At 45.7% G+C, this 14113-nt stretch carries 8 protein-coding genes, 2 tRNA genes and 3 rRNA genes; 4 read left to right on the top strand and 9 right to left on the bottom strand.

Annotated features, from left to right (window positions below; all coding sequences use genetic code 11):
* Together ectB and ectA are read right to left on the bottom strand one after the other, a co-directional pair.
* The gene (ectB, locus tag THICY_RS03115) at window positions 1–1287 is read right to left on the bottom strand and encodes a diaminobutyrate--2-oxoglutarate transaminase (RefSeq protein ID WP_013835162.1); all 1287 of its coding nucleotides are present in this window, start codon (window positions 1285–1287) and stop codon (window positions 1–3) included.
* Between the two features lie 75 nt (window positions 1288–1362).
* Window positions 1363–1851, bottom strand: a complete 489-nt coding sequence (ectA, locus tag THICY_RS03110) for a diaminobutyrate acetyltransferase (RefSeq protein ID WP_013835161.1) — start codon at window positions 1849–1851, stop codon at window positions 1363–1365.
* Window positions 1852–2102: 251 nt separating this feature from the next.
* Here ectA and hemA point away from each other — a divergent pair, with 251 nt between their 5' ends.
* Genes hemA through THICY_RS03090 form a run of 4 tightly spaced genes read left to right on the top strand, consistent with a single transcriptional unit; the run spans window position 2103 to window position 6134 of the window.
* A complete protein-coding gene (hemA, locus tag THICY_RS03105) occupies window positions 2103–3380 on the top strand; it encodes a glutamyl-tRNA reductase (RefSeq protein ID WP_013835160.1) in 1278 nt (425 codons plus the stop codon).
* Window positions 3381–3403: 23 nt separating this feature from the next.
* Window positions 3404–4492, top strand: coding sequence for a peptide chain release factor 1 (gene prfA / locus THICY_RS03100; RefSeq protein ID WP_013835159.1), 1089 nt, complete (start codon window positions 3404–3406; stop codon window positions 4490–4492).
* A gap of 3 nt (window positions 4493–4495) precedes the next feature.
* Window positions 4496–5365 (top strand): peptide chain release factor N(5)-glutamine methyltransferase, encoded by an 870-nt coding sequence (gene prmC / locus THICY_RS03095; protein WP_013835158.1) that lies wholly within the window; start codon window positions 4496–4498, stop codon window positions 5363–5365.
* Between the two features lie 10 nt (window positions 5366–5375).
* The gene (locus THICY_RS03090) at window positions 5376–6134 is read left to right on the top strand and encodes a HesA/MoeB/ThiF family protein (protein ID WP_013835157.1); all 759 of its coding nucleotides are present in this window, start codon (window positions 5376–5378) and stop codon (window positions 6132–6134) included.
* A gap of 52 nt (window positions 6135–6186) precedes the next feature.
* Here the strand turns inward: THICY_RS03090 and rrf are convergent.
* From rrf to THICY_RS03055, 7 genes are all read right to left on the bottom strand, one after another.
* Window positions 6187–6302 (bottom strand): 5S ribosomal RNA (gene rrf / locus THICY_RS03085).
* 141 nt (window positions 6303–6443) lie between these two features.
* Window positions 6444–9405, bottom strand: a 23S ribosomal RNA gene (locus THICY_RS03080).
* Window positions 9406–9792: 387 nt separating this feature from the next.
* Window positions 9793–9868: transfer RNA gene (locus THICY_RS03075), tRNA-Ala, on the bottom strand.
* Window positions 9869–9871: 3 nt separating this feature from the next.
* Window positions 9872–9948: transfer RNA gene (locus THICY_RS03070), tRNA-Ile, on the bottom strand.
* A 93-nt stretch (window positions 9949–10041) separates the two neighbouring features.
* Window positions 10042–11581, bottom strand: a 16S ribosomal RNA gene (locus THICY_RS03065).
* The 16S, 23S and 5S rRNA genes sit together here with 2 tRNA genes alongside, the layout of an rRNA operon.
* Window positions 11582–11992: 411 nt before the next feature.
* Window positions 11993–13465 carry a ribonuclease G gene (gene rng / locus THICY_RS03060; RefSeq protein WP_013835156.1) on the bottom strand — a complete coding sequence of 491 codons (1473 nt, stop codon included), beginning with the start codon at window positions 13463–13465 and terminating at the stop codon, window positions 11993–11995.
* Window positions 13462–14094, bottom strand: coding sequence for a Maf family protein (locus THICY_RS03055; RefSeq protein WP_013835155.1), 633 nt, complete (start codon window positions 14092–14094; stop codon window positions 13462–13464). Before THICY_RS03055 ends, rng begins: the two co-directional genes overlap by 4 nt.
* Between the last annotated feature and the right edge of the window lie 19 nt (window positions 14095–14113).

The following is a 14113-nucleotide window of genomic DNA, read 5'->3' as shown; positions in this document are numbered from 1 at the left end:
CTATGCGGCACACGGGGTCCTACCCGTTTTCTCAAAAACAGCAACAGCTGCTAAAATGGCATCTGTTAAGATTTCAAAACCCTCATTCAATTCTGTCTCACTAATGACCAATGGTCCTAAAAATTTCAACACTTGATCACTTGCGCCTGCTGTTTCCATCATCAGACCACGCTGAAAAGCTTGTTTAGAGACCTCATTACAAAACCCTTCAACTAAAGACTCCAGCCCCCAAATCATACCTAAACCACGTACATCGGTAATCCAACCTGGGAAGCGAGCCTGAAAGTCCTTAAATGCCGCCTCGACCTGCTTGCCTTTGGCACGAATGGAACGACTAAAATCATCATTGCGCCATAGCTCTAATGCTGCTGCACCAGCTATAAACGCATAACTATTGCCTCTAAAGGTGCCCGTGTGCTCACCCGGCGACCAAACATCAACGCTAGGTTTCATGAGTACGATCGACATAGGCATACCTGTGCCAATCGACTTAGATAACGTAATAATATCCGGCATGATTCCCGCTCTTTCAAATGAGAAGTAGTCACCCGTTCGACCGTTACCAACTTGAATTTCATCCATAATCAGCAGGATATCCATCTCTTTACATAGAGCGGATAACTTTTGTAACCATCCAACACTGGCAACATTAATACCACCCTCACCCTGAATAGACTCCACAATAACCGCCGCAGGAAGCTCATAACCCGAGCTTCCATCGCCCAAGTAGTGGCGTAGCATATCGACACTATCCATGTCATGGTCAAAGTAATTGTCATATGGCATTTTATTTACGTTGCGTGGTACGTCGTAATAATCGCCGTGGTAGAACTCATTACCTGTCACCGCAAGAGCGCCTAAACTGTGACCATGATAAGCATTAGTAAAGGCAATTACGTTCGAGCGTTTCTTCATTTTGCGCGCAAGTTTTAATGCGGTTTCAACGCCATTGGCACCCGTCGGTCCAACAAACTGAATTTTATAGTCCATCTTACGGGGCTTGAGGATAATCGACTGAAATGCCGAAATAAAGTCATGCTTTGCCACCGTGGCTTTATCAAGCGCGTTGGTAATACCATTGCGTTGAATATAGGTAATCAGTGCTTGGTTAATAAGCGGATGATTATGGCCATAGTTTAATGAACCTGCTCCACCAAAAAAGTCGATGTAACGCTTGCCTTCAACGTCAACAATCGTTGCGCTAGTCGCTGTATCAAAGACAGCTGGGAATGAGCGTATATAACCACGCACATTAGATTCATATTGCTCAAATAAAGAAATATCCATGTTGTTTTCTCTCGCTAATTTAAAAATGTTAAAACGGTTATGCGACTTCTTGACACCCGAAAAGATATCGCCTATTTAGGTTGGTAGTTCAATAATGACGTAAGGCTCTGGATCATGAGACAAGCCTAGGTGTTGAGTGGTCAAATAATCCTTGGAGTTCAATTGCGCATTCAAGGAATCCGAAAAACTCTCAAACAAGGCATTTGAAGCGCAGTTGTGAGGTGATATTGTGCAGACGACTTGATTAATTGAATCAAACCACACCTGCTCAGTTAAATGCTGGAGTAGCTTTTTAGCCAACCCCTGACCGCGCGCTTCTTCAGCAACTGCAATCTGCCATATAAAAAGGGTAGTAGGGTCTTTAGGTAAACGGTAAGCCGTTACAAAACCAATCGGGGTTTGTTTGTCATCAACGGCAATAGCGCAAGTTTCAGAGAAATGATCCGCTAACAGGAAATACAGATAATCAGAATTGACATCAAGAGTACCGGATGCTTTGACAAGGTTTGCCAAGCCAGTTCCATCACTAAGTTGTGTAGGTCTAATCGTAATGTTCATAAACATTTACGTTTCATCGACACATTGTTGTTACGCAATGTGGACCGCTAAAAAAACGCCTCCTGTAAAAATAAATTATTGATTTGTAGCTACTTTTTTACCCTAACATAAAAAAACAACCAATTGCAAGCGACAACTTCACAGCCTATTTGCAAAATAAAAGACGCATTTGCATGATAAAGCCATGGCTTTACTTTGAGAAAATTTGCAAAATCGGCTACTATTACGCCTTTATTTAAAACTGAATTAACAACGGCATGAACCTATTTGCATTGGGCGTGAACCATGAAACGGCACCTGTTGACATCCGAGAGATAGTCTCGTTTTCAGCCGATAAGGTCTTTAATGCCCTGCAAGAGCTTAAGCAACAGCAATTAGTCACCGAAAGCGTGATCTTATCGACATGTAACAGAACGGAAATTTATTTTACGGTTGAAGAGTCGGAAGCCGAACCTGTTATCGCTTGGCTACATCAGTTTTTTGCTTTACAGACCGACCAGTTAGCGCCCTACCTATACCTGTATCGAGATTTAGTCGCTGTTCAGCACATTATGCGCGTTGCGAGTGGTTTAAATTCTCTAGTGTTGGGTGAGCCACAGATTTTTGGTCAGTTAAAAGATGCTTATAATTTGGCCCACAAATCTTCGAGCATTCACCATACACTGGGAAATCTCTTTCAAGCCGTATTCCGTGCCACTAAACAAGTTAGAACTGATACTGCTATTGGTAATAGTCCTGTATCTGTTGCGTTCGCAGCTGTATCACTGGCAAAACAATTTTTTGGTGAACTGTCACAACAAACAGCATTGCTAATTGGTGCTGGTGAAACCATAGAATTGGTAGCACGCCATTTGCATGAATCTAATGCTCGTCGAATTGTGATTGCTAACAGGACATTCAGTCGTGCTCATGCCCTTGCAGAATCACTAAATGGCTACGCCATTGAACTGGACGAACTGGACGGTCATCTACACGAAGCTGATATTATCATTGCATCCACCGGTAGCCCATCAACCTTAGTCGCCTATGAGAGTGTGGCGAAGGCTTTAAAAAAGCGCCGCAATCGTCCCATGTTTATTGTTGATATTGCTGTCCCGCGAGACGTTGATAGTCGGGTAAATAAATTCGATGATGTTTACCTTTATACGGTAGACGACTTAACCGATATTATTGAGCAAAATAAACGATCCCGTAAAGATGCCGCTGCCGCGGCTGAAGATATAATTCAACTTCACGCTGAACGCTTCATGTGCCAACAACAAGCGATTCAGTGTGTAAATCCACTGATTCGCAGTTATCGAATGCAAGCAGAAACTTATAAAAACCAACTCCTTGATCAAGCTTTACACGAACTCGACCTAGGCCACAATCCAAAACGTATTTTGCATAAATTTGCCCATCAATTAACCAATAAGTTAACCCACAATCCAAGCTATCAATTAAATAAAGCGGGTGAAATGGGTGACCAAGATATTATTGACTTCGCTGAAAGACTGCTCATAAACACATCGAATGATGACAAGTCCGCTCATTAATTTTAAGAAAGTATATTGATTACATGAAAGATTCCATTCAACGCAAACTCCAAGCACTTGTAGAACGACTCGAGGAAGTCGGTGTCTTGTTATCAGACCCTCAAGTTGTTAACAATCAAACCGAATTCCGCAACTTATCTAAAGAACATGCACAACTCGAACCAGTGGTTACCAGTTACCAGGCCTACCTTCATGCCGAATCAGATCTACAGGAAGCGCGGGATATGATTGCATCTGGCGATCGCGAACTCAAAGAAATGGCGCAAGAAGAGTATCCTGCGTTAGAGCAACAGCTTGAGACCCTCGAAATAGCCTTACAAAAAATGCTACTTCCTCGTGATCCAAATGATGATGCCAATATCTTTCTTGAAATCCGTGCAGGTACCGGTGGTGATGAGGCCGCAATTTTTGCCGGTGATCTATTTAAGATGTACGCACGTTATGCTGAAACTCAACGCTGGCAGATTGAAATTATCAATACTAGCGATGGCGAGCATGGTGGCTATAAAGAAATCATCGCCCGCATTATTGGCGATGGTGCTTATTCAAAATTAAAGTTTGAATCAGGTGCACATCGTGTCCAACGTGTGCCCGCCACCGAAACTCAAGGCCGTGTCCACACGTCAGCAGCCACTATAGCGATAATGCCTGAAGCGGCAGATGTTGAGCAAGTCGAGCTCAATCCAGCCGACCTAAAAGTCGATACCTTTCGTGCTTCTGGTGCCGGCGGACAGCATGTTAACAAAACAGACTCAGCTATCCGAATTACACACCTTCCTACGGGCACTATTGTGGAGTGTCAGGATGAACGTTCACAGCATAAAAACCGTGCTAGGGCTATGTCACTTCTAGCCGCACGAATTATGGATGCCAAACGTCAAGCACATAACCAAGAAATTGCCCAAACGCGTAAATCACTAGTTGGGTCTGGTGACAGATCAGAGCGTATTAGAACCTACAACTACCCTCAAGGGCGGGTAACTGATCATCGTATCAACCTCACCCTATATAAACTAGATGATGTGATGAATGGCGGCTTGGCTCAAGTCATCGACCCATTAATACATGAATATCAGGCTGAACAATTGGCCGAACTTAGTAATCAAGACTAGCCAATGAGTGCTCATCAACACACAGATGAGCTATCAATAAACCAAGCATTGGCTTGGGGCTACGCGCAACTGATAGCAAATAAGCACATTTCTTCTGACGAGGCCAGGTTTGAAGCACAACATCTTTTATGTGAAGTGCTTAAAGTCAATCGTGCTCACATCTTAACCTGGCCCGAAAATCGTTTAACCCAACCAGCGCAATCCCATTATGAAAGCCTCATCAAGGAACGTAAAGCGGGTAAACCAGTTGCATACATTCTAGGCTATCGTGAATTTTGGGGGTTGAAATTAGGCGTTACAGCTGAAACCCTCATACCCCGTCCTGACACCGAAATTCTTGTTACTGAAGCTCTAAAACGAATAACACCTAAATCTAAACAACTTATTGATTTAGGAACAGGCAGCGGAGCTATTGCTATTGCATTAGCAAAAGAAAACCCCAAGCTTATTGTAATCGCCACTGATGTTCACTACCCCACGTTAACAGTTGCAAAAAATAATGCAAATCTTCACCAGGTAAAGGTTAGTTTTATCCAATGTCATTGGCTTGAAGCGTTTGAAACATTACCTAAATTCGATATGATTGTTAGCAACCCACCCTATATTGAAACTGAAGACCAATATTTACAGCAAGGTGACCTTAGATATGAGCCTATTCGGGCGCTAGCCTCAGGAGATGATGGCCTCGATGCCATAAAACAGATTATTCAAGAGAGCTATCCAAAATTGCAATCAAAGGGGTGGCTATTACTAGAGCATGGGTATAATCAAGCCGAAGCAGTAAGAAGCCTTCTAGCTCAGGAGGGGTTCTGCCACATTGAAACTATAAAAGATTTTGCACAGCATGACCGCGTCTCTTTGGGACAAAAATAATGGAAACAATATGATCCAAGAACTCAATGATGAACAACTTGAACGCTATGGCCGCCATATTCTATTAGATGAAATTGGTTATGAAGGTCAATTACTCCTTGCTCAAAAACGTGTTGCTATTATTGGACTTGGCGGCCTTGGATCACCAGTAGCACTCTATTTAGCATCGGCCGGCATTGGTCAGCTCACACTCATTGACTTTGATCAGGTTGATCTGTCAAACCTTCAGCGACAATTGATTCATAATCAACAACGAGTCGGTCAAAACAAAGCGATTTCTGCACAACAAAGTGTCGAACTTCTTAATAAAAACGTCAAAACTGAAACAATTACCACAAAACTCACTGATGATGAATTACTAAAAATCACCAAACAACATGACCTGGTTTTAGATTGTTCTGATAACTTTGAAACGAGATATCAACTCAATCGGATTTGTCATAAATGCCAAATTCCTTTAGTTTCAGGTGCCGCTATTCGATGGGAAGGACAAGTCACTACTTATGACTTTAGAAAAAACAAGCAACCCTGCTATCAATGCCTATTTCCACTCAAAAGCAACCAAGGCTCCATACAAGAGTCTTGCTCGCAAAATGGTGTCATTGCACCATTATTAGGAATAATCGGCTCTATACAAGCCCTAGAGGCTATCAAATGCCTTCTAGAATTACCAACACTTGCTGGTAAATTAACTATTATTGATGGACTGACAATGGAATTGCGTCAATTCAACATCACACAAGATCTCAGTTGTCCAGTCTGCAGCTGAAACTAAAAATAGGCAAAAAAAAACCCCTCATTAGAGGGGTTTAGGATGTGGAGCTTGGCGATGACCTACTCTCGCATGGGGAGACCCCACACTACCATCGGCGCTGGAACGTTTCACTTCTGAGTTCGAGAAGGGATCAGGTGGTTCCATTCCGCTATGGTCGCCAAGCAATTCGGCTTTGCCTGATGTGTCGCCACACCCGGCTAAAATTCTTTGTTTAGGAATCGATCTCTTCCTGTTCTTTACTTAGATAACTTGATCTTGCGGCTTTCTCAAGCTCACACATCAGTTAAGTCACTTTTGAGTTGTATAGTTAAGCCTCACGAGTAATTAGTACAAGTTAGCTTCACACATTACTGCGCTTCCACACCTTGCCTATCAACGTCCTGGTCTTGAACGGCTCTTTAGAAGACTTAAAGTCTAGGGAGAACTCATCTTGGGGCAAGTTTCCCGCTTAGATGCTTTCAGCGGTTATCTTTCCCGAACGTAGCTACCCAGCAGTGCCCTTGGCAGGACAACTGGAACACCAGCGGTTCGTCCACTCCGGTCCTCTCGTACTAGGAGCAGCCCCCCTCAATTCTCCAACGCCCACGGCAGATAGGGACCGAACTGTCTCACGACGTTCTAAACCCAGCTCGCGTACCACTTTAAATGGCGAACAGCCATACCCTTGGGACCGACTTCAGCCCCAGGATGTGATGAGCCGACATCGAGGTGCCAAACACCGCCGTCGATATGAACTCTTGGGCGGTATCAGCCTGTTATCCCCGGAGTACCTTTTATCCGTTGAGCGATGGCCCTTCCACACAGAACCACCGGATCACTAGAACCTGCTTTCGCACCTGCTCGACGTGTCTGTCTCGCAGTCAAGCACCCTTTTACTCTTGCGCTCATTGCACGATGTCCGACCGTGCTGAGGGTACCTTCGCGCTCCTCCGTTACTCTTTAGGAGGAGACCGCCCCAGTCAAACTACCCACCATACACTGTCCCTGACCAGGATTCACTGGCCGAGGTTAGAACCTCAATACGATCAGGGTGGTATTTCAAGGATGGCTCCACCCGAACTAGCGTCCGAGCTTCAAAGCCTCCCACCTATCCTACACAGATAGTATCAAAGTCCAGTGCAAAGCTATAGTAAAGGTTCACGGGGTCTTTCCGTCTAGCCGCGGGTACACGGCATCTTGACCGCGATTTCAATTTCGCTGAGTCTCGGGTGGAGACAGTGTGGCCATCGTTACGCCATTCGTGCAGGTCGGAACTTACCCGACAAGGAATTTCGCTACCTTAGGACCGTTATAGTTACGGCCGCCGTTTACCGGGGCTTCGATCAAGAGCTTCGCTTTACAGCTAACCCCATCAATTAACCTTCCGGCACCGGGCAGGCGTCACACCGTATACGTCATCTTTCGATTTTGCACAGTGCTGTGTTTTTAATAAACAGTCGCAGCCACCTGGTCTCTGCAACCCTCAAAAGCTTACAGCGCAAGGCCTTCACCTTCAAGGGCACACCTTCTCCCGAAGTTACGGTGTTATTTTGCCTAGTTCCTTCACCCGAGTTCTCTCAAGCGCCTTGGAATTCTCATCCTGCCCACCTGTGTTGGTTTGGGGTACGGTTTCTTATAACCTGAAGCTTAGAAGATTTTCTTGGAAGCAGGGCATCAACCACTTCGTCCTAATGGACTCGTCATCAGTTCTCGGCATTAAAGACCCGGATTTACCTAAGCCTTCTGCCTACCGCCTTAAACAAGGACAACCATCGCCTTGCTGGCCTAGCCTTCTCCGTCCCTCCATCGCAGTTATAAAAAGTACAGGAATATTAACCTGTTTCCCATCGACTACGCCTTTCGGCCTCGCCTTAGGAGCCGACTAACCCTACGTCGATTAGCGTTGCGTAGGAAACCTTGGGCTTTCGGCGAGGGCGTTTTTCACGCCCTTTATCGCTACTTATGTCAGCATACGCACTCGTGATATCTCCAGCATGCCTGACAGCACACCTTCACAGACTTACACGACGCTCCCCTACCATGCCTTACGGCATCCGCAATTTCGGTACACGACTTAGCCCCGTTAAATCTTCGGCGCAGGCCGACTCGATCAGTGAGCTATTACGCTTTCTTTAAAGGATGGCTGCTTCTAAGCCAACCTCCTGACTGTCTAAGCCTTCCCACATCCTTTCCCACTGAGCCGTGTTTAGGGACCTTAATTGGCGGTCTGGGTTGTTTCCCTCTTGACAACGGACGTTAGCACCCGCTGTCTGTCTCCCATGATTGCACTTGTTGGTATTCGGAGTTTGCAATGGGCTGCTAAGCCTTGACGGCCCGCTAGACCATAACAGTGCTCTACCCCCAACAGTGAGACATGAGGCACTACCTAAATAGTTTTCGGGGAGAACCAGCTATCTCCGAGCTTGATTAGCCTTTCACTCCGATCCACAGCTCATCCCCTAATTTTTCAACATTAGTGGGTTCGGACCTCCAGTTGATGTTACTCAACCTTCATCCTGGCCATGGATAGATCGCCCGGTTTCGGGTCTACTGCATGCTACTATCGCCCATTTAAGACTCGGTTTCCCTACGGCTCCCTTATTCAGTTAACCTCGCAACACACAGTAAGTCGCTGACCCATTATACAAAAGGTACGCAGTCACCCCATCACTAAGCTACCTCTGCTTGTTTTTTTGGTTTAGCTCGCTTCGCTCACTTAACACTTACAAGTAAAGATAATCACATGACTACTTTTAAAGTAGCTTAGTGATGGGGCTCCCACTGCTTGTACGTACACGGTTTCAGGTTCTATTTCACTCCCCTCCTGGGGTTCTTTTCGCCTTTCCCTCACGGTACTGGTTCACTATCGGTCGGTAGAGAGTATTTAGCCTTGGAGGGTGGTCCCCCCATGTTCAGACAGGATTTCACGTGTCCCGTCCTACTCGATTTCACAAGAATAAAGCTTTCGCATACAGGACTATCACCTCGTATCGTCGCACTTTCCAGAGCGTTCTGCTAACTTAGTCCTTGCTTAAGGGCTGGTCCCCGTTCGCTCGCCGCTACTTAGGGAATCTCGGTTGATTTCTTTTCCTCCGGGTACTTAGATGTTTCAGTTCCCCGGGTTAGCCTCCCATTAAGGGATATCCTCGAAAGGATGGGTTTTCCCATTCAGACATCTCCGGGTCAAAGGTTATTTGCCACCTCACCGGAGCTTTTCGCAGGCTATCACGTCTTTCATCGCCTTCTACCGCCTAGGCATCCACCGTGTACGCTTAATCACTTAACTATACAACTCAAAAATAACTTATTAGTAAACTAACTCGTTGACCTTGACCTTTTGTGTTGAATTCCTATCTCTAAAAACTCAATCAAGGCACCCTCTTTGAGTGCACAACGCAATTAAGATTCTTCGCTGACATGTTCGCTTGAGATTGCTCATCAAGATACATGTTACCTAAGTTTGGTGAGCATGATTGGAGGTCACACTCACCGGGTTAATGCCGTCTCATCAACGCGCACTAACCTTCTCTTTTGAAGAGATCTTTTCCTAATTTTTAAAGAACTTCGACTTCATGTCACTACAAAAGACTTTCATCTTCTCTAATAACAATAAAAACCGCTCATAGTTTCTTAGCTAATTTTCATCAACCAAAACACCATGAGCGGTGTTTATTGGTGGAGTTAGGCGGGATCGAACCGCCGACCTCCTGCGTGCAAGGCAGGCGCTCTCCCAGCTGAGCTATAACCCCATGTGGTGGGTCTGGGTGGATTCGAACCACCGACCTCACCCTTATCAGGGGTGCGCTCTAACCAACTGAGCTACAGACCCAGGTCCTCTTTAACCTGAGCGCACCCAGGCCGTTCTTTCGTAATTCAGAGACAATTTATGTGAAAGCGCCTAAACTTACTGCCGCTTCGTCTTAAAGGAGGTGATCCAGCCCCACCTTCCGATAGGGCTACCTTGTTACGACTTCACCCCAGTCATGAATCACACCGTGGTAACCGTCCTCCCGAAGGTTAGACTAGCTACTTCTGGTGCAACCCACTCCCATGGTGTGACGGGCGGTGTGTACAAGGCCCGGGAACGTATTCACCGCAACATTCTGATTTGCGATTACTAGCGATTCCGACTTCATGGAGTCGAGTTGCAGACTCCAATCCGGACTACGATCGGTTTTTTCAGATTCGCACCACCTCGCGGCTTCGCAACTGTTTGTACCGACCATTGTAGCACGTGTGTAGCCCATCCCATAAGGGCCATGATGACTTGACGTCGTCCCCGCCTTCCTCCGGTTTATCACCGGCAGTCTCATTAGAGTTCTCAACTAAATGGTAGCAACTAATGATAAGGGTTGCGCTCGTTGCGGGACTTAACCCAACATCTCACGACACGAGCTGACGACAGCCATGCAGCACCTGTCTCACAGTTCCCGAAGGCACCAATCTATCTCTAGAAAGTTCTGTGGATGTCAAGGGATGGTAAGGTTCTTCGCGTTGCATCGAATTAAACCACATGCTCCACCGCTTGTGCGGGCCCCCGTCAATTCCTTTGAGTTTTAATCTTGCGACCGTACTCCCCAGGCGGTCAACTTATCGCGTTAGCTGCGCTACTAATCTTTTTAATAAGACCAACAGCTAGTTGACATCGTTTAGGGCGTGGACTACCGGGGTATCTAATCCCGTTTGCTCCCCACGCTTTCGCACCTCAGCGTCAGTTTTAGTCCAGGAAGGCGCCTTCGCCACTGATGTTCCTTCTGATATCTACGCATTTCACTGCTACTCCAGAAATTCCCCTTCCCTCTACTAAACTCTAGACTGCCAGTTTCAATCGCCGTTCCTAGGTTGAGCCCAGGGCTTTCACAACTGACTTAACAATCCGCCTACGCGCGCTTTACGCCCAGTAATTCCGAATAACGCTTGCACCCTCTGTATTACCGCGGCTGCTGGCACAGAGTTAGCCGGTGCTTTTTCTGTGAGTAACGTCACAGCAATCAGGTATTAACTAACTGCCTTTCCTCCTCACTAAAAGTGCTTTACAACCCTCGGGCCTTCTTCACACACGCGGCATGGCTGGATCAGGGTTGCCCCCATTGTCCAATATTCCCCACTGCTGCCTCCCGTAGGAGTCTGGGCCGTGTCTCAGTCCCAGTGTGGCTGATCATCCTCTCAAACCAGCTATAGATCGTCGCCTTGGTGAGCCATTACCTCACCAACTAGCTAATCTAACATGGGCTCATCCTTTGGCGATAGCTTACAAGTAGAGGCCACCTTTCATCCGTAGATCTCATTCGGTATTAACGTACGTTTCCATACGGTATCCCCAACCAAAGGGCAGATTCCCATGCCTTACTCACCCGTCCGCCACTCGTCAGCAGGAGCAAGCTCCCCTGTTACCGTCCGACTTGCATGTGTTAGGCCTGCCGCCAGCGTTCATTCTGAGCCAGGATCAAACTCTTCAGTTTAATCTTGAACATTTTTATAACACTCGGAATTGACAAAGAAACATGGAAGAGTTACCTCTACCTATACTTACATTGTCGTTTCGAGTTAATTTTTGCGGTCAGCTCATCTAGACACTTCCACATAAATTATCTCTGAATTACCTGATTTTTAAAGAACGTCTTATTCGTTTTCCAGCACAACAATTTGTTGTTTGGAAGCCCGCTATTATATCCAGGCCCGCGCTTTAGTGTCAATATTTATTTTCAAAATCTTTTCACTCAAACCGCTTGTTTCTTCCCTTCTTGGCGCATCGCTTCGAAGTGAGGCGTATTCTACAGACTCCCAACTTCCTTGCAAGTCTTTTTTAGAGTTTTTTCGTTTTATTTTTAATCAACAACCTTTTCAATTGTTATCCACAGTTTTATACACACTTACATCATAACCACATCAAAATATTCGGGTGGATAACTGCTTTCTGCTTGAAACTTGATAGTTTTTCCCAAAAAAGCCTCCAATGCGGCAACAGCATCTGACTCTTCATCAAGGATTCTACCCACAACGCTCTCAGCTGCTATTACACGATAACGCTCGGCATTAAACGACTTATCCATACGAGTAATCTCTCGAAAAATTTCATAACCAACCGTCTCAGCTGTCTTAACAACCCCGCGCCCATGGCACATAGGACAAGGTTCGCATAGTGTCCGCTCAAGTGATTCGCGTGTTCGCTTTCGCGTCATTTCAATCAGACCCAGTCGAGATATTTCACTGATAGTTGTTTTGACTCTATCTAGAGTTAATGCTTTCTGCAAGCTTTCATAAACATGGCGCTTATGCTCATCATCCTCCATGTCAATGAGATCGAGAATAATAATACCGCCCAGATTACGTAAACGCACTTGTCGCGCTATTGCTTGCGTTGCTTCAAGATTAGTACGATAGATCGTTTCCTCTAGATTCTTATGCCCAACAAAGCCCCCGGTATTAACATCAATTGTAGTCATCGCTTCAGTTTGATCAATAATCAGATAACCACCTGATTTGAGCATGACTTTTTTTTCTAATGCCGTTTGAATCTCTTCTTCTATATTATATAAGTCGAAAATAGGGCGATCACCCTTGTAGTGCCCAATCTTATCTGTCACCTCTAAAGAGTACATCTTGGCAAAAACTTTCATCTTCTGAAAGGTTTCCGCTGAATCGACACGAATTTTTTCAATTCCATCATTGGGAACATCTCGTAGGATGCGCAAATAAAGTGGCAAGTCTTCATAAAGTAGACGCGGTTTTTTTGACTCGCCCACCTTTTGACTCGCTTGCTCCCATAATTTTTGCAGAAATAACACATCAGCACGCAGCTCATGAAAGTCAGCACCTTCTGCCACCGTTCTAACGATAAAACCACCCGACGATGACGAGGCTTCAGGAATTAACTTTATAACTTCACGGAGGCGTTCGCGCTCAACCGAGGCATCAATTTTTTGCGAAACACCAATACCTTGCTCATCTGGCATATATACCAGCAATCGTGATGCAATGGATACCTGCATGGTCACACGTGCACCCTTGGTGCCGAGCGGATCTTTTACCACTTGCACTAACACACGCTGACCCTCAAATAAAAGGCGACCTATATCTTCAGGGTCCTCCGGACTGCGTTGACTAATCAAACCCTGGGTAACATCGGACACATGCAAAAATGCTGCACGCGCCAAGCCAATATCGACAAATGCAGCCTGCATACCAGGCAATACACGGTCGATCCGCCCTAGGTAAATATTACCCACCAAGCCGCGCTTTTTATTGCGCTCAACCCAAATTTCCTGCAGAACGCCATTTTCCAACCATGCCACACGAGTTTCATTTGGCGTAATGTTAACTAGGACTTTTTGTTCATCATTCATGATTTTTGTTCTTTATTATTTAATGAAGTAGGTTGGAGCACTGTAAAGCCTAATTCTGCTAACAATGCTGAGGTTTCATAGAGCGGCAAACCCATGACACCTGAATAACTGCCGTCAATATGACATATAAACTGCGCGGCCTTACCTTGAATGGCATAACCACCCGCCTTACCCCGCCACTCATCGGTGGCTAGATAATTGTCTATTTGCTGACTGTCTAAATTTGCAAAACTCACCATGGTTTCACTTAAATCAGATAACACCTCACCCTGATGAACAATCGCAACAGCAGACAAAACCTTATGAGAAGATCCAGCCAGCTTATGCAAAAAATCTTTCGCTTGTTGATGGTTTCTAGGCTTTCCAAACACATCCCCATCCTGCATAACCAGTGTATCCGCGCCAACCACCCAGATATCATGACCCGAAACCTTGTTGTAGCCTGCCAAGGCTTTTTCAATGGCCATACGCATCACAAAAGAACGCGGTGATTCTTTGGGCAACGCCACTTCCTCAACTGGTGCCTCTACAACCGTAACAGCAAGCCCCAACTGCTCCAACAAAGCTAACCGCCGCGGTGAACCAGAGGCTAAAAACAGCTGCGAGCCTGACAATATAGATGATGGCATAGTCAGCGTCCTTTATAGA

The organism is Thiomicrospira cyclica ALM1 (genome assembly GCF_000214825.1).
Classification (GTDB): domain Bacteria; phylum Pseudomonadota; class Gammaproteobacteria; order Thiomicrospirales; family Thiomicrospiraceae; genus Thiomicrospira; species Thiomicrospira cyclica.
Note: the sequence above shows the minus strand (reverse complement) of the source record. Positions and strands in the feature narration are given on the sequence as shown.

Excerpts from the sequence above, each read along its gene's own strand:
- ectB (WP_013835162.1), bottom strand. The coding sequence starts at position 1,287 with ATGGATATTTCTTTATTTGAGCAATATGAATCTAATGTGCGTGGTTAT.
- ectA (WP_013835161.1), bottom strand. The coding sequence starts at position 1,851 with ATGTTTATGAACATTACGATTAGACCTACACAACTTAGTGATGGAACT.
- hemA (WP_013835160.1), top strand. The coding sequence starts at position 2,103 with ATGAACCTATTTGCATTGGGCGTGAACCATGAAACGGCACCTGTTGAC.
- prfA (WP_013835159.1), top strand. The coding sequence starts at position 3,404 with ATGAAAGATTCCATTCAACGCAAACTCCAAGCACTTGTAGAACGACTC.
- prmC (WP_013835158.1), top strand. The coding sequence starts at position 4,496 with ATGAGTGCTCATCAACACACAGATGAGCTATCAATAAACCAAGCATTG.
- THICY_RS03090 (WP_013835157.1), top strand. The coding sequence starts at position 5,376 with ATGATCCAAGAACTCAATGATGAACAACTTGAACGCTATGGCCGCCAT.
- rng (WP_013835156.1), bottom strand. The coding sequence starts at position 13,465 with ATGAATGATGAACAAAAAGTCCTAGTTAACATTACGCCAAATGAAACT.
- THICY_RS03055 (WP_013835155.1), bottom strand. The coding sequence starts at position 14,094 with ATGCCATCATCTATATTGTCAGGCTCGCAGCTGTTTTTAGCCTCTGGT.